At 70.2% G+C, this 20,609-nt stretch carries 16 protein-coding genes and 1 pseudogene; 9 read left to right on the forward strand and 8 right to left on the reverse strand.

The features are described 5' to 3' along the window. Positions 1-116: 116 nt before the first annotated feature. The 3 genes and pseudogenes from ACIRF8_RS33395 to ACIRF8_RS33405 all read left to right on the forward strand — a co-directional run. Positions 117-506: pseudogene (locus tag ACIRF8_RS33395) on the forward strand (RNA-binding protein); the annotation flags it as partial. 233 nt (positions 507-739) lie between these two features. Next, positions 740-1,063, forward strand: coding sequence for a phosphopantetheine-binding protein (locus tag ACIRF8_RS33400; RefSeq protein ID WP_404221150.1), 324 nt, complete (start codon positions 740-742; stop codon positions 1,061-1,063). A gap of 112 nt (positions 1,064-1,175) precedes the next feature. Continuing rightward, on the forward strand, positions 1,176-2,447 hold the full coding sequence (locus ACIRF8_RS33405; RefSeq protein WP_404221152.1) for an AAA family ATPase: 1,272 nt from the start codon (positions 1,176-1,178) through the stop codon (positions 2,445-2,447). Positions 2,448-2,458: 11 nt separating this feature from the next. Here ACIRF8_RS33405 and ACIRF8_RS33410 read toward each other — a convergent pair whose 3' ends face one another. From ACIRF8_RS33410 to ACIRF8_RS33430, 5 genes are all read right to left on the reverse strand, one after another. Beyond that, on the reverse strand, positions 2,459-2,836 hold the full coding sequence (locus ACIRF8_RS33410) for a DUF6009 family protein (RefSeq protein ID WP_404221154.1): 378 nt from the start codon (positions 2,834-2,836) through the stop codon (positions 2,459-2,461). Positions 2,837-2,984: 148 nt separating this feature from the next. Then, positions 2,985-4,574: a phage/plasmid primase, P4 family gene (locus ACIRF8_RS33415; RefSeq protein ID WP_404221156.1), complete on the reverse strand. Its 1,590-nt coding sequence runs from the start codon at positions 4,572-4,574 to the stop codon at positions 2,985-2,987. Continuing rightward, complete coding sequence (locus ACIRF8_RS33420; protein ID WP_404221159.1) at positions 4,571-5,698, reverse strand: bifunctional DNA primase/polymerase; 1,128 nt, start codon at positions 5,696-5,698, stop codon at positions 4,571-4,573. Before ACIRF8_RS33420 ends, ACIRF8_RS33415 begins: the two co-directional genes overlap by 4 nt. A 664-nt stretch (positions 5,699-6,362) precedes the next feature. After that, a complete protein-coding gene (locus tag ACIRF8_RS33425; protein WP_404221161.1) occupies positions 6,363-6,977 on the reverse strand; it encodes a hypothetical protein in 615 nt (204 codons plus the stop codon). Next, positions 6,974-7,861, reverse strand: a complete 888-nt coding sequence (locus tag ACIRF8_RS33430; RefSeq protein WP_404221164.1) for a ParA family protein — start codon at positions 7,859-7,861, stop codon at positions 6,974-6,976. The genes ACIRF8_RS33425 and ACIRF8_RS33430 overlap by 4 nt, the downstream gene beginning before the upstream one ends. Before the next feature lie 3,702 nt (positions 7,862-11,563). Here ACIRF8_RS33430 and ACIRF8_RS33435 point away from each other — a divergent pair. The 3 genes from ACIRF8_RS33435 to ACIRF8_RS33445 are packed head-to-tail and all read left to right on the forward strand — an operon-like array spanning position 11,564 to position 14,597. Continuing rightward, on the forward strand, positions 11,564-12,664 hold the full coding sequence (locus tag ACIRF8_RS33435) for a bifunctional DNA primase/polymerase (protein WP_404221166.1): 1,101 nt from the start codon (positions 11,564-11,566) through the stop codon (positions 12,662-12,664). Continuing rightward, positions 12,661-14,199: a phage/plasmid primase, P4 family gene (locus ACIRF8_RS33440; RefSeq protein WP_404221168.1), complete on the forward strand. Its 1,539-nt coding sequence runs from the start codon at positions 12,661-12,663 to the stop codon at positions 14,197-14,199. The genes ACIRF8_RS33435 and ACIRF8_RS33440 overlap by 4 nt, the downstream gene beginning before the upstream one ends. After that, complete coding sequence (locus ACIRF8_RS33445; RefSeq protein ID WP_404221170.1) at positions 14,196-14,597, forward strand: DUF6009 family protein; 402 nt, start codon at positions 14,196-14,198, stop codon at positions 14,595-14,597. The genes ACIRF8_RS33440 and ACIRF8_RS33445 overlap by 4 nt, the downstream gene beginning before the upstream one ends. Before the next feature lie 67 nt (positions 14,598-14,664). Here ACIRF8_RS33445 and ACIRF8_RS33450 read toward each other — a convergent pair whose 3' ends face one another. After that, entirely contained in the window at positions 14,665-15,333 is a 669-nt protein-coding gene (locus ACIRF8_RS33450; protein ID WP_404221172.1) for a DUF4097 family beta strand repeat-containing protein, read from the reverse strand. A 253-nt stretch (positions 15,334-15,586) separates the two neighbouring features. Here ACIRF8_RS33450 and ACIRF8_RS33455 point away from each other — a divergent pair, with 253 nt between their 5' ends. Beyond that, complete coding sequence (locus tag ACIRF8_RS33455; protein WP_404221174.1) at positions 15,587-16,324, forward strand: helix-turn-helix domain-containing protein; 738 nt, start codon at positions 15,587-15,589, stop codon at positions 16,322-16,324. 19 nt (positions 16,325-16,343) lie between these two features. Here the strand turns inward: ACIRF8_RS33455 and ACIRF8_RS33460 are convergent, their stop codons facing one another. Next, positions 16,344-17,120 carry a MerR family transcriptional regulator gene (locus tag ACIRF8_RS33460; RefSeq protein ID WP_404221176.1) on the reverse strand — a complete coding sequence of 259 codons (777 nt, stop codon included), beginning with the start codon at positions 17,118-17,120 and terminating at the stop codon, positions 16,344-16,346. Between the two features lie 335 nt (positions 17,121-17,455). Here ACIRF8_RS33460 and ACIRF8_RS33465 point away from each other — a divergent pair, with 335 nt between their 5' ends. After that, positions 17,456-18,676, forward strand: coding sequence for a serine hydrolase domain-containing protein (locus tag ACIRF8_RS33465; protein WP_404221178.1), 1,221 nt, complete (start codon positions 17,456-17,458; stop codon positions 18,674-18,676). 61 nt (positions 18,677-18,737) lie between these two features. Here ACIRF8_RS33465 and ACIRF8_RS33470 read toward each other — a convergent pair whose 3' ends face one another. Next, on the reverse strand, positions 18,738-19,415 hold the full coding sequence (locus ACIRF8_RS33470) for a ScbR family autoregulator-binding transcription factor (protein ID WP_404221300.1): 678 nt from the start codon (positions 19,413-19,415) through the stop codon (positions 18,738-18,740). Between the two features lie 346 nt (positions 19,416-19,761). Here ACIRF8_RS33470 and ACIRF8_RS33475 point away from each other — a divergent pair, with 346 nt between their 5' ends. After that, positions 19,762-20,607: a BTAD domain-containing putative transcriptional regulator gene (locus ACIRF8_RS33475; RefSeq protein ID WP_404221180.1), complete on the forward strand. Its 846-nt coding sequence runs from the start codon at positions 19,762-19,764 to the stop codon at positions 20,605-20,607. Positions 20,608-20,609 lie beyond the last annotated feature (2 nt).

A 20,609-nucleotide genomic window follows, 5' to 3' on the forward strand; every position in this document is an offset into this window, starting at 1 on the left:
CCGCCGCGCTGATCGACCTGGCCGACTTCCTCGGCGAGGGCCTCGACCCCGCCGAGTTCCTCTACCGGGTCACCCAACACCGCATGGACCTGCTCGGCATCGGTGCCGCGGGCGTCATGCCGGGCCTGCCCGAAGGACCGCCGCGCCTGGTCGCGGCCTCCTCCGAACGCGTCCGCCTGATCGCACTCTTCGAACTCGACGCCGGCGAACGGCCCTGCTGCTCCGCCTTCCACGACGCCGTCCCGGTCGACCACCCGCTCGACGCCGATCCCGTGCCGAACCTCTTCCGCCGCGTCCCCGGCCCGCTCCTGGAGGCCGACCGGCACCTGGCCCGGGCGCCGGCCGACGCCACCGCCATCCCGCTGCTCCAGCAGACCACCCTCGACCAGCACCGCACGGTACGGGCCCGGCTCCGGACGGCGCCGAACAGCCGCACCGCTGTCGAACAGGCCAAAGGCTTCCTGACCGCCCGGCACGGGACCGACCCGGGCGTCTCCTGCGACCGTCTGCGCGCCCACGCCCGCCGTCACCACCTGCGCCCGGTCGACCTGGCCCGCGATGTCGTCGAGGGGACCGCCACCATCCCGCCGCCGGGCTCCGAGCGGACCACCACCGGGCCCCGGCAGCGGGTTCGAACGGCAGTGGACGGCCGCTCGAGCGGGCGTGGGCACCCTGGGGGCGATCGCGCAGACCGTGCGCGGCCTGGCCCGTCCCGGCAGCCGGAAGGAAGTCCGTACCCATGGCGCAGTCACCGTGGCACGCGAAGTTCGAGACGATTCTCCGCCAGGGCCTGCCCGGCCTGGACCACGACAAGGCGCCCGCCGTCGACGTGCCGATGGAGGCGTACGGGCTCGACTCCATGGCCCTCATCGGGATCGTCGGCGCACTGGAGTCGGCCTACGGTGTCAGCCTCGCCGGTCAGGTCGCCGTCCCGGTACGCACCCTGACCGCCGGGCACCTGTGGGGCATCGTCTCGGCCGCGCTCCAGCCGTCCTGGGACACCGGCAGGCCCTCCCCCGCCGCCGCCCCGCGCGGCCCGGCCGCCCCCTGGATCATGGCCTGACAGACCTCCGGCGGGCAGGGCGGGCCGCGGCGTCGACCTGTCCTCCAGCCCCCGTAGAGGCCCACCGCCCATCCTGGCGGCGACCCAGTGGACCGTGGCGAAGAGGCGGGGTATGACGCAGACGAACAGAACATCGGCGGCCGACGTCCGGGAGACCGTGCTCGGCCTCTGCGCACCGGGCCGGTCCCGGGCGGTCCTGATCGAGGGCGCCCCGGGCCTGGGCAAGAGCGACCTGCTGGGACGCGTGGCACGACAGGCCGCGGCGACGGGCTCCCAGGTGCTCACCGCGACCGGCACCGGACGACCGGAGCCGTTCGGCATACTGCGCCAACTCGCCTTCAGCAGCCCGGAGTTGGCCGCATCGGCACTTCTCGACGGGGACGCGCACCGCCCGGCCGCCACGGCCGCCGCCTTCTGCGCCGCGCTGCGGCGACTGGCCGGGAGCGGCCCCGTGGTGCTGTGCGTCGACGACATCCAGCACGCCGACCCGCAGTCGCTCGAACCCTTGCGGTACGTGGTGCGGTACGCGCATCCGGCACCGGTGATCGTGGCGGTGACCACGGGGACGTACGGCGACCGCTGGGCGGAGCTGTTCACCGGGAACGTGCTGCGCGGCCCGCACGTCCACCGGGTACGGCTGCCGCTGCTCGGCCCGGACGACACCGAGCGGGCCCTCGCGGCCGAAGGCATGCCCGACGGGCCGCCGCGGGCGCGTGCCGCCGCCCGGCTGCACCGTCTCAGCGGCGGCAATCCGCGCCTGCTGCACGCCCTGCTCGCCGAGGACGCGGCCCTCCGGCAGCCCGCGCCGGGCGGTCCCTTCGCCCGCGCCGTGGCCGACTGCCTGCGCCGGGGCGGACCGGCGGCCCTGACGACCGCCCACGCCCTCGCCGTCCTCGGGGAGCACCCGGTCGATCCGACGCTGCTGGCCGCACTCGTCGACGGGGGCGCCTCCAAGGCCCTGGACGGCCTCGCCGCGCTGCGCGCGTGCGGGCTGCTCGACGGCCTCGGCCGCAGGGACCCGGCCGTGCGGGCCGCGACCCTGGCGAGCTGCACCGCGCCGGGACGCACCCGGCTGCGGTGGCGCGCGGCCCACACCCTGCACACGAACGGCGCCCCGGCCGTGGCGGTGGCGGCGCCCCTGCTCGCCCTGCCCGCGGACGGCGCGCGACCACCGGCACGCACGGGCGACCGGCACCTGCTCACGCACACCGCGCGGGACCTGGCCGAGGCCGGGCGCGCGCTGCGCGAGCGGGGCCGCAGGGCCGATGCCGACGCGTTGCTGCGGGCCGCCCGCCGACTGTCCGCGTACGCCGGTGACCTCCACACGCCGCGCGTCACCGGCCGCGCCGAACCGGCCGACCGCCTCACGGGCGTCCCGGCGTAGGGCGTGCGGGGTCAGCCCGTGGTGGCGATGCTCGGCCCGTGCTGGGAGCGCTCGGTCTTCGCGCCGGGCTTCCTGGGCTCGATGGTGCGCGGGTCGACGGCCTCGCCGGGGGCGCCCTCCTGGTAGAGGCCGGTGGGCAGGCTGTCGCGGTCGTGCGGCAGCAGGAAGAAGACGCGCCGCTTGTACAGGCCGCTGTCCGGGTCGGGTTCGGCGTCCCCGCCCAGGCGGGCGTAGCCGACCATCCGGCCGTCGCGCAGGTAGGGCGGCTTGGTGTTGCGGCGCTTGGTCTTGTCCAGGGCCTGGCGCACGTAGTCGAGCGTTTCGGGGTCTTCCAGCCACACCACGTCGTCCTCGTGGGCGAGGTCGCTCTCGGTCAGTAGCGAGCTCATGGCTGTAGCCCCTCCATGGTCGGCCGGTGCCGGCGGGTGTGCGTGGTGTCGTACGGGGTGGGGCCCTGCGGGCGCTGGGTACGCACTCCATGGTAGAGCGGCCCCCGGCGCCGGGGCAGGGGCGCCCGGCATTGTGCGGGGCGGGCGGTCATTCGCTCACCACCAGGGCCAGGTTCGGGTAGTACTTGCGGCCGTTGGATTTGATCATGTCGCTGGGTGAGGCGAGGCCGAGCTCCTGGCGGACCCGGTTGGCGAAGGCGCGGGTGCCCTCGGGCCTGATGCCCTCGCTGGCGTGGCACCAGGCGCTGTACTCGGCGTACAGCAGCCCCTGTTCGACGCGCAGGTCCGAGCTGTCGGGGGACGCGGTGCAGCATTCGGCCAGGAAGCGCCCGATGTGGTCCTCGGTGGCGGCGTAGGCGGTGGTGGCCAGGCGGACGCGGTCGGGGCCGTGCAGCGGGTCGCGGGTGGTCAGATAGCGGCGGGCGCCGTCGATGAGCCAGTGCAGGATGCCGGGGCCCTCGTCGCGGACGAGTTCGAAGGCCAGGTTGTCGATCTTGCGCTCGTCGGGGACGACGCGTTCGAAGGGCAGCAGCCGGATACGCCGCCAGAACGCGAAGCCGCCGGTGGACACCTCCGGGCGGTGGTTGCCGAGAAGCCACAGGTGGTGGGTGGGCGTGAACGAGAAGTAGTCCTGCCGCATCCGGCGGGCCTTGATCTTGTCGCCGCCGGTCAGCAGGCGTACGCGGGCCTCGTCGAACTTGTCGTTGGGCTTGAGTTCGCTGCACACGACCAGGCGGCGGCCGTGGAGTTCGGTCAGCTCCGTGGAGTGCTCGGAGAAGGCGCCGCGGTCCATGAGGAAGCCGGGCGGGGCCGCGTCCGCGTAGTCGCCCAGAATCTGGATCATGGTGTCGAGCAGCACGGACTTGCCGTTCTTGCCCTGGCCGTGCAGGAACGGCAGGACCTGGGCGCCGACGTCGCCGGTGATGGAGTAGCCGAGCAGCAGGTGCAGGAAGTCGATCATCTCCCGGCCCTCGGCGTCGTCGCCGAAAGTGTCGGCCAGGAAGCGGTGCCAGCGCGGGGTCTCGATGGGCTGCGGGGCGACGCTGGTGGCGCGGGAGTGGAAGTCGCGGGCGGGGTCGGGCTTGCGCAGGGCGCCGGTGGTGAGGTCGACGACGCCGCCCGGCGTGCACAGGGCGTACGCGTCGCCGTCCAGGGTGTCGGGGTCCACCGACAGGTCGGGGGAGGCCTTGGCCTGGGTGAGCAGGGCCTTCATGCCGGTGGTGGACAGGCTGCGGCGCTTGTGGTTCTGGAGTTCGCGGTTGCTGAAAGTGCCGTTCGGGTCGGTGTCGGCGAGGTCCTCGGCCATCTCCCCCGCCGCCCACAGGGCCGCCTTCTCGCCGCCGGTGCGCTTCCAGCGGGAGCCGTCCCAGGCGAACCAGCCCAGGCCCTCGACGTGGCGGAACTGGTCACGGTAGAGCTGCACGAACAGGCGTGCGTTGCCGCGGTCGGACAGCGTCCTGGGCAGGAGCGCGGACGTGACCCGCGCGGGCTGCGACACCTGCTGGAGGACCGCACCGGACTGCGCCGGGAGCAGGGTGGTGCCTTGGGCCGCGACCGCCCCACCCTGGCCCGACTGACCGTGTGGGCCGGACTGCCCGGTCGGGACGGCCTCGAGGTCGAGCATCTGCTGGGCCGCGGCGTGGGCGTCGAACGGCGGCGTGCTCTCGGCGCTGCTCATGAACGTCCTTGGGGGTCAAGCGGTCGGGCGGCCCCTGCGGTCAGGGCGTCGCGGATGATGCGGGCATTACGAACGTGCTGGTGCGGGCGGGCGCGCGCGGCGGTCTCCTCCAGCAGGGCGCGGGCCTGCTGCTCGTCGAGGTGCCCGGCCGCGGCCAGACCGCCCGCGGTGAAGGCGGCCCGGTTGAGCTTCTCCGTGAAGGCGGCCCCTTCCGGCACGGCGGCGCAGGCGGCGACCTCGGCGAGCAGCGGGTCCAGGATGCGCTGGGCCCCGGCGGCCCGGCGGGGGCTGTTCCGTCTGCGCGGGGTGGGAACCGGCGTCGGGGGCGGCCCGGTGTCGGGGGCGGCCCCGGTGGTGGTCCCCGTACCGGTGCCGGTCTCGACGAGGTGGCCGGTGCGGACGAGCTCGTCGTGCAACCAGCGCGGCAGCGGCGCGGGCAGCCGGGTGTCGCCCTCGGCCACGTAGGTGCCCTGCGCGGTGCGCGTGGTGGGGGCGACGATGTAGCCGCCGTCGGCCCGTACGTCGACTTGCCAGGCCAGGGCGACCCTGGGGCTGGAACCGGTCGAGCACCGCAGCCGCGTACCGGGGTCGGTGAGGCGGTACCAGACGTGCAGGCCGCCGGAGGGGGTCCGCACGCGCAGGGTCCCGGTGTCGTGGGCGGGGTCCTGCCGTCGCCGGTAGGCGGCGAGCAGGGCGAGGGTGTCGAAGCCGGAGGCGAGGCCCGTCAGGTTGACCTGCTCGGGGATGGCGATGCCGGGCAGGAGGCGGCTGCGGTCGGGGGCCTGGGCGTGGTGCGCGTCGATGTCCAGGACGACGAGGCGGGCCGGGCCCGTGGCGACCCCGACCCCGCTGGAGGGGCTGGAGCCCCACCAGGCGTCCACGAGGGCCGGGTCGGTGGTCGCCCCGTGGAAACCGTGGCAAGGCCGTCCAGCGGGCACACAGGGGCATTCTCGGGGCGGGTGAGGACTGAGCCTGCAGCGGGCGCAGTTGGCGGCGGGGGTCTTCCTGCCCGGCGCCAGGGGGTGGACGGGCCAGCCCTGCGCGGCGCACCAGCGGGCGGCGGCGTGCGGCGTGGCCTGCCTACCCGCGAGGGCGGGGGCCGAAGACTCACCGGAGCGCGGCACGCGGATCCTTCGTAATCGGCGGTTCCTGTCGACAAGCGCCTGCTCAGCGGGCTGGTGACGCCACGCCAGGGACCGAAGGGACTGTGTTTCCGGAAAGAGTCTAGGCGTTTGGGAAGTTCCGGCGGTGCACCTCCCGGCGCGCGCCGCACTTGTCCGGTCCTCGGTCCCTTGAGTCCCTGACCCCTCCGGCGGCCCGAAAAAGCACCCGGAAGGGGGTCGGCAGGGACCAGGGACTGAACCAGAGGGCTGGGGACCGTCCGTCCCTGCCTTCAGTCCCTGGGTATTTCCGCAGGTCAGAAGGGGGGCGTTAGTCCAGACAGGGACTGAAGGGACTCAACTCGGCAATTATGAGCCAGTTATGTATGTGAGTCGTACGCGCGTACGCATACACAAGTAAAAGTACGTGTACAGCTCATAATTGCGAGATTCAGTCCCTTCAGTCCCTGTTGAGGTACTGGGCAACGCGCTGACCTGCACGTTTACCTCAGGGACTGAAGAGGGACCGGCCCTTTCCCGGCCCTGCGTTTTCAGTCCCTGGTCCCTGGGTCCCGTCCCTGCGGCGGCCTTCCGGCCTCTCGCGAGCACGCAGCAGCGCCGGTGCGAGGTCTTCGCACCGGCGCTGCTGTGACACGCTTCGGTCCCTCGGTCCCTCGGGCGCACTCCCTCAGGCGTCGCGGCGCCCGGGCAGGTACTGGTCGAGCACGATCGCCAGGAACTTCGTGTGGTCGGGAAGCCCGGCCTCGCTCACGAGCCCGTCGATGACCGCCCGCTGCGCGCGGGTGGGCTTGTACTGGAGCTGGACGGGGCCGAGCCCGCGCAGGTCGCTGTTGTCCGGCGCCACGGCGAACAGCTTGGACTGGAACTTCGGCGCGCGCCGCGCGTCCTCGACGACCTGGGCGAGCCCCTTCTCCACGGCGGCCTCGACCGCGAGGAACACGATCTGGGTGTGGGTCAGGTCGCTCTGCTTGCCCAGCTTGCGGAAACGGTTCGCTACGTTCGAGGACACGTAGAAGCCGACCGGCTTGGCGGTGGCCGAGTCGTCGTGGGCGGGTGCGGGCTCCTCGACGGCCTCCCGGGCCGGGGCCGGGACGACGGCGACGGGGCGCGGGGCCACGGGCTGGACGGGCGCGGCGGGCGCCGGGGACGGAGGCGTGGCCCAGCCGGCGAGGGCCGTGGACGGGGCCGCTCCCCCGCTGAACAGGTTGCCGACGCCCTCGTCCGACATGTTCTGCTCGTCGTTCTCGTCGGCCCGCGTGTTCTTGCTCTTCGGCGGTGTCATGCTGCGGCTTCCTTCCTCAGTTCGAGCGCCCTGGCGAACATCTCTTCAGTGAATCCCTCGTAGTCGGCGGCGAGGCCCTCGGCGGTCTCGGGGATCGACCGGTCCCCGCCCGCCCGCCGGTCCGCCAGCTCCTGCACCAGCAGACCGCGCTTGCGTACGAGCCGTGCCACCGACTCGGTGTGCCCGATCAGGTGTTTGAACATATGGGCTTCCTCGCCCAGCACCTTCTGCACCTGGAGCCGCACGTCGGCGTGGATGCCGGTGTAGTTGCGCCCCGTGTCGAAGAGCAGGACCCCGAGCAGCGCGATGTGCGGGTTGATCTGGCTGACGAACTTGACGTAGGAGAACTCCAGGCCGATCTGTGCGAGCCCGTCCTCCGCCCCGCCGTCGCTCTTGACGGGGATGACCAGCCAGCGCGCCGTGGAGAGCGCCAGGCGTTGCAGGGAGGGGTTCTCCGGCGGGGTGTCGAGAATGATGATCTGGTACTGGTGCGCGATCGGCAGCAGGCACATCAGCAGCCGCAGGTAGGCGTGCGGGCCTTCTTTCGCCAGCAGCGTGTGGAAGAAGATGCCGAACTCGTCGCCGAGCGCGGGGCCGCCCATGACGACGTCGAGGTTCTCCCGCACGTTCTGCCGGGGGTTCAGCGGCGCTCCCGTGCGCAGCGCTTCGAGCAGCCCCGCTCCCCCGTCGTTCCACTCGGCGCGCTTGTAGCCGAGTTCGCGCGCGATGTTGCCCTGCGCGTTGCAGTCGATGATGAGCGTCCGCAGTCCGCTGCGCGCGGCCTTGCCTGCGGCGTTCGCGGAGACGGACGACTTGCCGACGCCTCCCTTGCCGTTGCCGAACATGAAGATGTGCGACAGCGACTCCCAGGGGATGCCGGACATCTGCGCTTGAGCGTCAGGCGCATCGAAGGGACTGGCCATGGGTCCTCTCACTCTGGTTCAGATCCGAAGAGGGGGCGAGACATGCCCGTTTCGGGTCGGTATGGATGGTCAAACTTCGCTCAGAACGATCCTGCGCTCGGCAGAGCCCCATAAGAGGTCCAGGTAGGGCCCGCAGCGGCTGTCCGGGCCCCTGAAACGGCCACTCGGTCCCCTTTCCCGCAGCTCACTGCGGATCGGCGGGTTGGGAGACCGGCAGGTGCCCCAGCATGCATCCACGTCGTTCGTCCAACCGCTCAAGACGTCTGGCACTCCACATTCATGCCTGCCGACTGCCAAGCAGAGACATCAACTGACGCCCCCACAAGAGCAGTCACCTCCAGAGCAGTTGTGTCGCAAGTCGGGGATCACATTAGCAGGCAGGCATGGTCACTCATCAACCCACACGCCGACATACATGCAGTTCAACAAGGTTTTGGGTGAGTGGGCAGGCTGGTTGGTCGGGTGGTGGGGCAGCTTGTGGGCAGGTGAGGTTGGGGATGTGTTGGCTAGCCTGCCTGGTTACTGGTGGCGCTGCCGATGGGTGGGCTGGCTGGTTGGCCTGTGTGTAAGCAGACTTGCTGGTCCGTGTGTGCATTGGTGGGTGGGTGCGCATGGGACTTGACTTGCCGACCTGTGGGTCTGCTTGCTTGGTCATCGAGTTGCTTGCTGACCTACAGGCCTGTCGGCATACGTACTAGCAGAGCTGCTCACAAGCCTGCTACGTCCCTTGTGGTCCGAGGGACTTACGAACGTGTGGACAGGCTCGTCTGCAAACTGGCAGACACTTTGATAGACGGGCCTACTTAGCAACTTGCTTGCGTATTTGTGGGTCGTCCTGCTTACAAGTAAGTGAACGAACCTGTTGCAGGGTCAGTAAGCCATTTTGTACTGGCGCTTATGAACTACCCGATGAGCAAACTTACTGCTCTGTCTGCCGACAACTAGGTTTGTGTACTTGTTGAGCAGTCTACTTACAAGCTGGCTGAGCAACTTATTTGCAGACCTGTTGCTCTGCTTGGTGGCGTATCCACTACCAGGCAGGTTTGCAGATCGGTCAGTAAACCCCTTTGCAGGCCCGTAGGTAGACCTGCCTACAAGTGTGTCCGCATGCAAGTCACTTACTGCGCTTGCCGCCCCGTAAGTCGACTTACTGAGTAACTTGCTTGCAAATATGTGTGCCTCCTGGCTGCTCGCATTGCTGACTTGCCCGTAGTCTTCCCAACTTAGTACGTAGCTGGTTGCCATGCTGCACTGCTTGCAGGGTCCAGGGTAGTGAACCGCGCATTGAGTGAGGTAGTGCTCTCCATCTGAACTACTACAGGCTGCAACGTCGGGAGACACGCCTTGCTCCCGGCAATCTGACCTGCGTAGGAACAAACGAGTAGACAAGCGTCTCACCGGGCATGGTGATCGATGTGTCTTAATGCTTGCTCCTCTAGTTGTCTGCAAGCTTGCGTCCATGTTTGCAGCGATGTTTGTTTTGCCTGGTCAGAGGCGGTTTTCTGCCGTGAGAAGCTTCGTGGATCATAGGCTTTTATCTGCTCCAGGTCGAGCTCCTGAGTGATCCAAAGTGGTCTCCCTGGGCTGGCTCGATGGGCGAGTGAGCATGCAGATCTATGGGGGATCCGGTGGTCGAACCCAGCTCTTTGGTAGCTGTTGTAGGCGCGAAAATTGGTGTCGTCGGAGACGGAATCAGCGCAGATCGCGGACGCATCCTGCATCGTCCGCAGGGTCACTTGCACGGAGAGACCAGGGCACGGTGAGTGCAGCGCGCGCCGTCTGGCGTGGGCGTTTCGGAGTGGAGGAGAGGCCGTGGTGCATGTCGGCTGAGATGTCGTTCTGTGGTCGTTCTCGTGGCCTGGCCTGCCGTGGTTCTCATGTCTCCCGCGCCGCGAAGTGTGGATGCTTGCGGCCGTACTGACAGGGAAGTAGCCCCGACCTGTACCCGGACTTCCACACGTAACCATGCATCTGCCAGGTCTCTCTGGCTGTGCCCTTGTGGCGTCCATGGGACCACTTGTCTCCCGCAGCTTTACCTCAGAGAAAGGCATCAGACTGCGTCGAAACGCAAGCAGTAAGCTCGGCGTTGAGAGTCGCCGCAGTGGCAGTGATGGTCCTGGCCCAGGCGGCTATTGAAGTTGGAATCTGACCTGCTCACCTATGCGCTTTCTGGCGCCTTCATGGACTCGTCACGTCGAACTTCGGGAGGCGCCAGCGGGCCCGAACGGCGTCCTGAACGCGGCAAGTGCGAGATGGAACAGTCATCCCGACGGCTCCCAGTGTGCCGAAAACAGCCGCCATCCCAGAGCTTTCCGACATCGCTGAAGCCGCCGAGTCGAGACAGCTCAGCCCTCCCTCATCACCACCAAGTCGGCCCCGCACTCGCCCTCCTCCGCGCGTCTAAGTCACCTCCCCGCGCGGCACTCAGCCACATCTACGCCGAGCAGTTCTGCCCCCTCCGCCGATCGGGAACGTAGACCAGGAAGTGACTCAGAAGCCGCAGCAAGGGCTCCAACCGGACGGGCTTGCCCCCGGGGCCGATGAGGAGGGATCTCGCAGGTCCCCGGCAAGTCGGTAGCGGGGTGCGCGATTCGGCAGCGAGGCGGCGGCGCACCCAGACCCCGGAGGAGTTCATAGCGCCCGCCTCGCCTTGCAGCCGGCTGGAGTCGCCCCCTGATGGATTACCGGTCCTGGATCGTCTCTGGCTCAGCGGACGGCCAGACATACAGGGGGCGGACTCCTGGGGTGCTCTGTCGTCCTGCCGCCCAACGTTCGAGCCGCCCGCCGCGCGGCTCGTCAGCGTCAGGGCACTTAGGTGCCCCGAAAGGCCGAGCAAGGGCCCTGTACGGGTGCTGAAGACGTACGACAAGCACCGGCGGGGGAGAGCCCCGAACCCTCTGACTCTGCCTGCTGGCCGAAGGCCCCTGCCGCCGCGCAGGTCAGGCTCGGCGAGGGCGCTCAGCGGCCGGTGGCGGGGGCGGGGGAGAGGCCTGCCCCGGAACTCGTCGGAGCAAGGCTTCGAGGCATCGGCGGCGGAAGGACGTCTCGGAGGGCGGGAGAAGCCGTCCTGGAAGGTGAAGAGCGCGACCCCGCCGCGACGCGCAGAATGGCTCTCACAGAATTCATTGAGGTTTCAAGTAGTTGGGTGTTCGAGTGGCCTCAAGGGGTCGCCGGGGGAGTGGTGTCCGAAAACGACTGTCGGCCCATGTCCGGTCCAGCGTCGCTTGAGTCGCTCTAGGGGCCGGAGTGCGTGCCCGAGCGAGCGACTGAGGGGCAGCGACCGTGCGGTTGTCGGGTCGCTCGGTGAGGACGGGAAAGAATCCCAGGTCAGAGGGGGGTCATGGCGGGCGCAGCGACTGAAGCGACCGAAGGTTTGGGTATATGGAGCCATTGGCGTGTGTGTGCGTGTGCGCGTACGGCTCATATATACAGAGCTTGAGTCGCTTCAGTCGCTTTACGGGGGTGGATGCGGCTCTGAGCTGGGGGTTTCTCAGCTACTCTCCCAGCGACCCAACTTCCGTGGGTCGCTGGCTGATTCACCGTGGGTCGCTGTACCTCTCTCCGAAGTCGAATCTTTGTTTTCCCATGAAGCTCACCCGGCTCACCAGCTTCGCTACGCTGTCTCCGTTGCTCGGTCGCTTCGGTCGCTAACGGGGGGTGCAGATGGCCTCTGAGCTGCATAACTCGCCCAGCTACTCAGGCCGGAGCGTGTCTTCCGCGCGGTCGCTGAGGACCGCGCGATGGTGCGCCAGTCAGGGATGGCCGGTTCACCCGCTGGCGCCGGGACGCAAGACGCCCGCGGCCAACTGCGGTGCCTGCCGGGAGGCAGGACACTCCTACCAGGGGTGTGCCTGCGCGGCGGCGGGCCGTTGGTGTCACGGGTTCCATGCGGCCACGCTCGACTTCGACAGGATCGAGCAGTGGTGGGGCGACCACCCGGGCCTCGGTGTCGGCGTCGCGTGCGGTGCCGCGGGCCTGGTCGTCATCGACATCGACGCGCACATACGCGAACTGCCCGCCCGCGACCGCCTGTTACCGGGCATCGCTATCCAGGACGACATCGACCTCACCGGACTGACCAACGGGTTCCACACCCTCGGCGTGCTGGCCGCCCTGCGCGGCGTCACCAGCCCGGCGCAGGACACCGGCACCCTGCGTGTCCGCACGCCCTCAGGAGGCCTGCACGTGTGGTACCGGGCCGCCGGCAGAATCCGCTGGCAGTGTTCCACCGGCTCCGGCGCCGGGCGCGCGCTGGCCTGGCAGGTCGACGTACGGGCGTACGGCGGCTACATCGTCGCGCCGGGAACGGTGACCGACGCCGGTCCCTACGAGCCCGTCGGACCGGTCCGCGAACCCGCCCCGCTGCCCGACTGGCTGGCCCGCGACCTCGAGCGCACCGGGCATCTGCCGCAGGCTCCGGCCTCCGCGCCCCGCCCGGTGCCCCCGCGCGCCCTGCAGGCCGTCGCGGCCGCGGGAGGTGGCCGGGGAGCGGCCAGGGGCGCCCTGGCCTCCGTACTGGCCGAGGTGGCGTCCTGCGCCGCCGTGGCCGAAGGGGCGGGATTCTCCGAGAAGTTGAACCGGGCCGCGTACACGGCGGGCGGCCTCGTCGCCGCCGGGCACATCGGCGCGGACGAAGCCCGGCAGCTCCTCGAAGAGGCGGCCGAAGGCGCGCGCCCGGGGCAGCACCAGCGGTGCGCCGCCATCATCCGAGGTGGTCTGCGCGCGGGCAGGCTACGTCCGCTGACCCCGAAAGGCCGCGGATGAGCCCGGACGAAAGGACCCTGTTCGACTTCGACGCGGAGGCGGTGGCCGCCCAGATCCTCGCCCGGCCAGCGGAGCCCACCGAGCCCGTCCCGGCCCAGGCCTCCCGGCGTACGGCCTCGCACGCCGCCGCCCGGCCGGGCGGCGGCGAGGCCACCGCCGAAGGGCTGCTGCCCGACTCGCTCAGCGACCGGGGCAACGCGAAGCTGTTCGTCAAGCTCTACTCCCGCGACTACCGGCACGTCCCCGGCCTCGGCTGGTTCCGCTGGGACGGCACCCGCTGGCAGATCGACGAGGACGACACCGTGCTGTGGGCCGCGGGAGACCTGGCCGAGGCCGTCGCCACCACCGATCCGCGCGGGGTGTACAGCGCGAACGCGTTGCAGCAGCACCGGCGCCGGGCGCTGAGCACCAGCGGCATCAACGCGATGCTCGCGCAGGCCAGGACCGCCCCGGGCATGGTCCTCAACTCGGCGCTCCTGGACGCTGACCCGTACGCGCTGTGCACGCCCGGCGGCGTCGTCGACCTGCGCACCGGAGCGATCCACGCGCCCGTCCCCACCCGGGACTTCCACTCACGGTCCACGACCGTCGCGCCCGAGCCGATGCGTACGCCGCGCTGGGACCGGTTCCTCACCGACACCTTCGGGGCCGGGCCCGAGGGCGCCGAGATGATCGGCTTCCTGCACCTGTTGCTCGGCTACTCCATCACCGGTGACGTCGGCGCCCAGGTCATGCCGTTCCTCTTCGGCTCCGGCAAGAACGGCAAATCGGTTCTCCTCGACGTGGTGATGCGCCTCGTTGGTGACTACGCGGACGCCGCCCCGCCCGGCTTCCTCATGGCCCGCCCCTTCGAGGGCCACCCCACCGACCTGGCCGAACTGCACGGCCGCCGGGTCATCGTGTGCAGCGAGGTGAAGCCGGGGGACCGGTTCGACGAGGCCCGCATCAAGCATCTGACCGGCGGCGACCGCATCAAGGCGCGGCGCATGCGGCAGGACTTCTTCAGCTTCCAGCCCACGCACAAGCTCTGGCTGCTCGGCAACCACCGGCCCGAGGTCGGCACCGGCGGCTTCGCGTTCTGGCGCCGGATGCGGCTCATCCCGTTCGAGCGGGTGGTGGCCGACGAGCGAAAGGTGGACAACCTGGCGGACGTCCTGGTGAGCGAGGAGGGGCCCGGCATCCTCAACTGGCTGATCACGGGGGCCCGGCGCTATCTCGGCGGGGAGAAGGGCCTGTTGGGCCCGGAGCGGGTGCGTATCGCCACCACCGCGTACGCGGAGACCGAGGACCACGTCGGACGCTTCCTGGCCGAGTCCTGTCGGCTCGAGCCGGCCCTGAGGGCGGAACAGGCCGGACTCTACGCGGCGTACAAGGCTTGGTGTCACAATGACGGGGCACCGGCTGTCTCGTCCCGCTCTTTCGCGGCGCGGGTACGCGAGGCAGTGGGGCTGGAGTCTCCGAAGGAGATGATCCTGTCCAATCAGCGCAAGTACTACCCGGGTATCGGGTTGGCCGCCGACGAGGAGACAGCATGAGTGCCCTCATCGCCGAGGACGAGATCGTCCACGAGGCCGGCCTGGTCTGGCTCGAGGACATCGGCGGCCTCGACTACGTCCGCCAGAGCCTGGACCGGCTGCCGACACGCAAGGGACGGCCCGCGTACCACCGCGACGGCCGCATGGTCGGGTACGCGCTGCTGGGGCCCGAGGCCAAACCGTCCCGCTCGTCGGGCACCTTCCGCCGCCGCGTGTTCTGGCTGCTGCCGCACGACCGGGACGCGGCACCCGACGGCCTCTACGCCACGGGCGCCCCGGCCGAGGCCGTCGACCCGCGCACGCTGTCGCCGGGCAGTAAAGGCCGTAAGACCGAGCGGTCGGAGGGCAGCCCTCCCTCCCCGCGCCGCCATGTGCGGGGAGTCTCGCTGCCGCTGTGAGGCCTTAAGCGCCCGTCTTCGAACCGAGGGGTCCTCAGGGGCGGGGGAGGAGCCGTGCTCGGACCGGTCAGAGGCTGCGGGCCGTGATGTCGCCCTGGGTGGCCGTCGCCTTGACGGTGAGGGCGGGCGAACCGCCGTCGTTGCGCAGCGAGTTGGCGATCCGGCCGAGTGTGGTGCCCGCGTCCAGCGACGCGGAGACACCGGGAGCCGCGACCACGGTGATGTCGCCCTGCTGGGTGCTGAGCGTGAGCGCGCCGCCGGTGGCCTCGTCGATGTTCACGTTGCCCCGCATGGTGCTGATCTCACCGGGACCGGTCAGCCGGCCGACCGTGATGTCGGCGTCGAGAGCGCTGAGGCGGGCGCTCGTGGCCTCGTCGATCTTGACCGTGCCGTGGCCGCCGTCGAGGACGACGTCGCCGAGCCGGCCCACGCCGCGGAACTCGGCGGCGGTGGCCCTCGCCTCGACGCGGGAACCGGTCGGCACCTGGACGGTGACCTCGACGGAACCAGGGGTGCCGAGGAGCCGGTTCTTCGCCGGTGCGGCCTCGATCCGCAGGACCCCGTCCTCGTACCCGACGGTGACCTGTTCGGCGGCCTTCACGTCGCGGCTCTTGGCGGCGTTGGCGGGCAGCACCTCGACCCTGGTGTCGGCCCGGTCGGCGGCGATGAACTGGATGCGGCCCGCGGGGATGTCGAGGACGGCGGCGACGGGGGCGGTGGTGGCGAACTTCTGCATGGCGCTCTCCTTGGTCCGTGATGCGTCCCGCTGCGCGGTCCGCTGTTTCCGATGAGGGAAAAGCTACGTTGCATTCATGAACTTGGCAACAGCATCGTTGCGTATCTGTGGAGTAATTGCAGTTAGACGGCGCTTAATCGTTGCAATGGGTCTTACGGAGAATGCAACATCGGTCCGTGTTGCTGTTGCAATGAGATGTGGTGAAAGCTATGCTGGGCGTCCACGACACGCAGGCACGAAGGAGAGCGACCCGATGCCCGGAGGCAGGCTCACTCAGCAGGAACGCCAGCAGATCGCGCTGGGGCTGGCCGACGGCGCCGCGTACGCGGAGATCGCCCGTCGCCTGGACCGCCCGACCTCGACCATCACCCGCGAGGTCATGCGCAACGGCGGCCCCACCGCCTACCGTGCCGAGATCGCGCACCGCGCCACCGAACACCGCGCCCACCGCCGCAAGCGGTCGGCCGCGCCCCGGGGGGCACAGACGACGCCGCTGCCCTACGGGCGCGACCCCGAGGCGGTGCGCGAGTACGAGGAGGTGTTCACCACCGTCATGATGACGTCGGGCGCCCCCAAGATGATGTCCCGCGTCCTGGCCTGCCTCTTCGTCACCGACGAGGGCAGCCTCACCGCGGCCGAACTCGTCCAGCGCCTCCAGGTCAGCCCGGCGACCATCTCCAAGGCGATCGCGTTCCTGGAGAGCCAGGGCCTGGTGCGCAGAGAGCGTGACGAACGCCGCCGCGAGCGCTACGTCGTCGACAACGACGTCATGTACCAGTCGATGATCGCGAGCGCCCGGGCCACCGCCGAACTCGCCGTCACCGCGCGCCAGGGCGTCACCCCGCTCGGCTCCGGCACCCCCGCCGCCGTCCGCCTGGAGAACATGGCCCGCTTCCTCGACTTCGTCTCCGAGAGCATCACCCGCGCCGCCGACCAGGCCCGCGACGTCCTCCACTCGCAGCCGGTGGCGCCCCCCGAGAGCACCGCCTGAACCGTCGGGTCCGGGGCGGTCACTGGTGCGGAACGGCGATGCCCGCGGCCCGCAGATTCGCCTCGACCAGGGCGGTCAGCCGGGCGATGGACGGCGACTGGTCCTCGCGGTGGTGGTTGACCAGCGCGTACCGGGAAACGGCGTCGGACTGGTCGCGGAAGCCGGTCGGCAGGGCCAGCAGCCCCCGGTTCGTGAGCAGCTTGTCGGCCAGCGCGGACGCCAGCTCCTCGATCCGCGGATCGTCCGGGTCCCAGGACCGCGCGTCCCAGCCACGCTTGGTCAGCTCCACCGTCTCGGGGTCGTCGAGCAGATGCTCCAACTGGGTCAGGAAGTTGTCGAAGAGCTCCGGGATCAGCGCCCGGGCCAGCACCATCGCCTCCCGCTGGGCGGCCACGTAACCGGGGCTGAAACCGAACGCGTCCAAGCGGTCGAGGACCGCGCACGCCCGGTCCGGGAGCAGGGCCCGATCGCCGTGGTCGAGGCGGTGCAGCCGGTCGCGGCGCGCCGTCAGGTCCTCGATCCGCTCGGTGAGCCGGCGGTGGACGTCGTCCAAGGTGGCCGCGAACGTCGCCGGGTCGCTGTCGAGCAGGTCGCCGATCTCGGCCAGCGGCACACCGGCCGCGGCCAGCGTCCGCACCTGCACCAGCCGGTACAACTCGCCCGAACGGTAACGGCGGTAGCCGGAACTGTCGCGCTCCGGTTCGGCGACGAGGCCGAGCCGGTGATAGTGGCGCACGGTCTTGATCGTCACTCCGGCGAAGGACGCCGCCTGACCGATCGTGAGCCCTTCTGCCATGCGTTCGGCGCACCTTTCCTGAGCCTGGGCGACCGCGCCCCCGGGCGCCGCGACCAGGTCGGCCGGACGATCGCACGGCGATCGCACGGCGATCGCGCGGTCGGGAAGACGATCACGCGGCAGAGAATACGCGTCCGCCTTCTCCCTGGTCCGGGCTTCCCGCCACGCGCCCCCGGGCCGTGCGTGACGCGGTATGGCCATTTCCGGACGGCGACCGCATGGCGACCTTGACCTTGACCTCGGGTCAACCTTGCAGGCTCTTCGCAAGGTCGGGCGGAACGGACGCGCAGCCGACGGGGCTGCCGCGCACGCCCGCACCGGAACAGGAGATGGACATGGACGTCGGCAACGGTTTCTCCGAGACGGGACTGCGTCGGCTGCGCGAGGTGCTGGCACGGCACGTCGACTCCGGGAGAATCCCCGGACTCGTCGCCCTGATGAGCCGGGGCGACCGGACGCACGTCGAGACGCTCGGGACCATGCGCCCCGACGGCGGCCCGCCGATGCTCCGCGACACGATCTTCCGGATGGCGTCCACCTCCAAACCGGTCACGACGGCGGGCGCCATGATCCTGCTCGACGAGTGCCGGATGCGGCTGGACGACCCGGTCGACCCGTGGCTGCCCGAACTCGCCGACCGGCAGGTGCTGAAGGACCCCGAGGGCCCGCTGGACGACACCGTCCCGGCCGAACGGCCCGTCACCGTACGGGACCTGCTCACCTCCACCTTCGGGCTCGGCGTCGACTTCGACTCGATGACCGCACCGATCCGGGCCGCGACCGTCGAGCGCCTCGACTACAGCGTGGCGTCGGGACCGGCCCCCGAACCGGACGAGTGGATGCGGCGCCTCGGCGAACTGCCGTTGCAGTACCAGCCCGGGGCGCGGTGGCAGTACGACCTCAGCAGCGAGGTGCTCGGGGTGCTGGTCGCCCGGGTCGCCGGACAGTCCCTCGAGACCTTCCTGCGCGAACGCGTCCTCGATCCGCTGGGGATGAAGGACACCGCCTTCCACGTGCCCGCCGACAAGATCGACCGGTTGCCGCCCCTGTACGGGCCCGATCCGGTCAGCGGCGAGTTCGCCGTGTGGGACGAGGCGGAGGGCGGACGGGCCAGTACGCCACCCGAGTTCCAGGGCGCCGGGGGCGGGCTCGTCTCCACCGCCGACGACTACCTCGCCTACTTCCGGATGCTGCTCGACCACGGCACGTACGGCGGTGAACGCATTCTGTCCCGGGCCGCCGTCGAGCTGATGACCACCAACCGCCTGACGCCCGCGCAACTGGCGGCGCGGGACGCGATGTTCGCCAAGGTCGCCCATGTCTCGTCGGGGCAGGGCGTCACCGGCGGCTGGGGCTTCGGCATGGCGGTCCGCCTCTGGCCCGACTACGCGCCCGTCGGCCAGTTCGGCTGGTTCGGCGGCACCGGAACCACCGCCTACGCGGACCCCACCCACCGGGTCACCGGCGTTCTGCTCACCCAGGTCGGCCTGTCCACCGCGGACTCGGCGCGTGTCATGACCGACTTCTGGACCATGCTCTACCAGGCCGTCGACTGATTCCGCGGGCCGCCGTGCCACCTTGGCCGCGGCGGCCCGGTCGCGGACCGGTCAGCGGGGGTCAGGCGGTCAGGACCGGGGCGTCGTACGCGTCGGTGATGATCGCCTCGACCTCCGCGAACACCTCCGCGCCCCGCTCGCCGGACAGGTCGATCGTGGTGAGCACGGACGACTGCACGACACTGGGCAGGAAATGGCGCAGCAGGACCGACGTCCTCTGGTCGAGGTCCGCGTAATTGCTGACGGCCTGCGACATCGAGTGCACGCCCGCGTAGGCGCCCACCAGGAGCTCGGCCGTCTCCTTCGGCACGATGTGCGGCAGCAGTTCGCCCTGTGCCTTGGCCACTTCGAGCAGGTCGGTCGTGCCCTTGCTCCAGTCGCTGAAGAAGACGCCGCGGTTGAGTTCGGCCGCCTGCTGGTCCATGGCGAGCCGGACACCCGCCCGCACCAGTGCGTCGTGCTGCAACCGGTAGGTCTGCAACAGCACGGTGTCGGCGAGCTCCTGCATCTTGCAGGCGCGCCCGGGGACGGAGCCCAGGCGGCGCCCCTGAGCCTCCATCACGCCGTAGGCGAGGTCCGCCTTCGACTGGAAGTGGAAGTAGAGAGCGCCCTTGGTCACGCCTGCGGTCCGCAGGATGTCCGTGATCGTCGCGGCCTGGTAGCCGCGCTCCTCGAAGACACTCGCCGCGGCGGCGAGGATATGCCGTCGTGTGCGGATGGCGCGGTCCTGCTTGGCCATGAGATCCACCACCTCCAGGGCGCGTGCCGGGAGCATCCCGTCGAGAAAAAAAACCGTCAAGTTCGTATCTTAGCCGCTCCGTCGACACCCCAGCAGGGGTGGGGCAGATCCGGTCTCTGTGATCTTCCGAGCAGGGCACCGGCAAAAAAACAGCCAAACTGGTTTGTTTTGAGGGGTCTGAATCACTCGCCCCTGCGCGTTTGACCTGCTTTTCTGGGCGCGGACGGCTCTACGAGGCCTCGAAGGGTTGCGGCCCGATGCGTTGACAAACCGCCCGGCCCGTTTTTTACTAGCGACGACAAGAGGAATGCTCCAGCGCGGAGCGGCAGGCGAACGGGGAGACCTCATGGACATCGACGTACTCGGCACACTCGCCGTACGGGAGCATGGCGTCTCGGTCACCCCGAGCGCGCCCAAACCCCGACAGGTGCTCGCACTGCTCGCGCTGAACGTCAATCAGGTGGTGCCGGTCAGCGTGCTCACCGAGGAGCTGTGGGGAGTTCAGCCACCGCGCAGCGCGCGCCCCACCTTGCAGACCTACGTCCTGCAACTGCGCGAACTCATCGGCGCGGCCCTTGAGCGGTCGGGCGGGACCGAGCAGCGGTGCGCCAAGGACGTCCTGATGACCGTGCCCGGCGGCTACCTCCTCAGGAGCGAGGAAGGAACCAGCGACGTCAAGGAGTTCGAGCGGCTCGCCGGCGCCGGATACCGGGCCATGGACGCCGAGGACTACCCCGAGGCCGCCCGGCGCCTGCGCGAGGCCCTTGCCCTGTGGAGCGGGTCCGCGCTGGCCGACATCCAGGCCGGTGTCCACCTGGAGCCCCAGATCAAGCGGCTGGAGGAGAGCCGGCTGTGCGCGCTCGACCAGCGCATCGAGGCCGACCTGCGGCTCGGCCGGCACCGCGGGCTGCTGGCCGAACTGACCGTCCTCATCAGCCGGTACCCCACGCACGAGAACCTGTGCGGCCAGTACATGCTGGCCCTGCACCGCTCGGGGCGGCGCGGCGAGGCCCTCAGCGCCTACCAGCGGCTGCGCACGACCCTGGTGCGCACGCTCGGCCTCGAACCGTCGGCGCCGCTGGTGAAACTGCAGCGCGCCATCCTGGTCTCGGGCCCGGACACCGCCGCCGCGCCGCTCACCCTCGCCGAGCGCGCCCAGACCTCCGCCGCCGGGCTCACGCGAGCGGGCTGACC

This window comes from Streptomyces sp. NPDC102406 (assembly GCF_044765725.1).
GTDB lineage: Bacteria > Actinomycetota > Actinomycetes > Streptomycetales > Streptomycetaceae > Streptomyces.

Excerpts from the sequence above, each read along its gene's own strand:
- ACIRF8_RS33455 (WP_404221174.1), top strand. The coding sequence starts at position 15,587 with ATGCCCGGAGGCAGGCTCACTCAGCAGGAACGCCAGCAGATCGCGCTG.
- ACIRF8_RS33450 (WP_404221172.1), bottom strand. The coding sequence starts at position 15,333 with ATGCAGAAGTTCGCCACCACCGCCCCCGTCGCCGCCGTCCTCGACATC.
- ACIRF8_RS33470 (WP_404221300.1), bottom strand. The coding sequence starts at position 19,415 with ATGGCCAAGCAGGACCGCGCCATCCGCACACGACGGCATATCCTCGCC.
- ACIRF8_RS33430 (WP_404221164.1), bottom strand. The coding sequence starts at position 7,861 with ATGTCCGGCATCCCCTGGGAGTCGCTGTCGCACATCTTCATGTTCGGC.
- ACIRF8_RS33410 (WP_404221154.1), bottom strand. The coding sequence starts at position 2,836 with ATGAGCTCGCTACTGACCGAGAGCGACCTCGCCCACGAGGACGACGTG.
- ACIRF8_RS33405 (WP_404221152.1), top strand. The coding sequence starts at position 1,176 with ATGACGCAGACGAACAGAACATCGGCGGCCGACGTCCGGGAGACCGTG.
- ACIRF8_RS33460 (WP_404221176.1), bottom strand. The coding sequence starts at position 17,120 with ATGGCAGAAGGGCTCACGATCGGTCAGGCGGCGTCCTTCGCCGGAGTG.
- ACIRF8_RS33465 (WP_404221178.1), top strand. The coding sequence starts at position 17,456 with ATGGACGTCGGCAACGGTTTCTCCGAGACGGGACTGCGTCGGCTGCGC.
- ACIRF8_RS33415 (WP_404221156.1), bottom strand. The coding sequence starts at position 4,574 with ATGAGCAGCGCCGAGAGCACGCCGCCGTTCGACGCCCACGCCGCGGCC.
- ACIRF8_RS33440 (WP_404221168.1), top strand. The coding sequence starts at position 12,661 with ATGAGCCCGGACGAAAGGACCCTGTTCGACTTCGACGCGGAGGCGGTG.
- ACIRF8_RS33400 (WP_404221150.1), top strand. The coding sequence starts at position 740 with ATGGCGCAGTCACCGTGGCACGCGAAGTTCGAGACGATTCTCCGCCAG.
- ACIRF8_RS33425 (WP_404221161.1), bottom strand. The coding sequence starts at position 6,977 with ATGACACCGCCGAAGAGCAAGAACACGCGGGCCGACGAGAACGACGAG.
- ACIRF8_RS33475 (WP_404221180.1), top strand. The coding sequence starts at position 19,762 with ATGGACATCGACGTACTCGGCACACTCGCCGTACGGGAGCATGGCGTC.
- ACIRF8_RS33435 (WP_404221166.1), top strand. The coding sequence starts at position 11,564 with ATGGCCTCTGAGCTGCATAACTCGCCCAGCTACTCAGGCCGGAGCGTG.
- ACIRF8_RS33445 (WP_404221170.1), top strand. The coding sequence starts at position 14,196 with ATGAGTGCCCTCATCGCCGAGGACGAGATCGTCCACGAGGCCGGCCTG.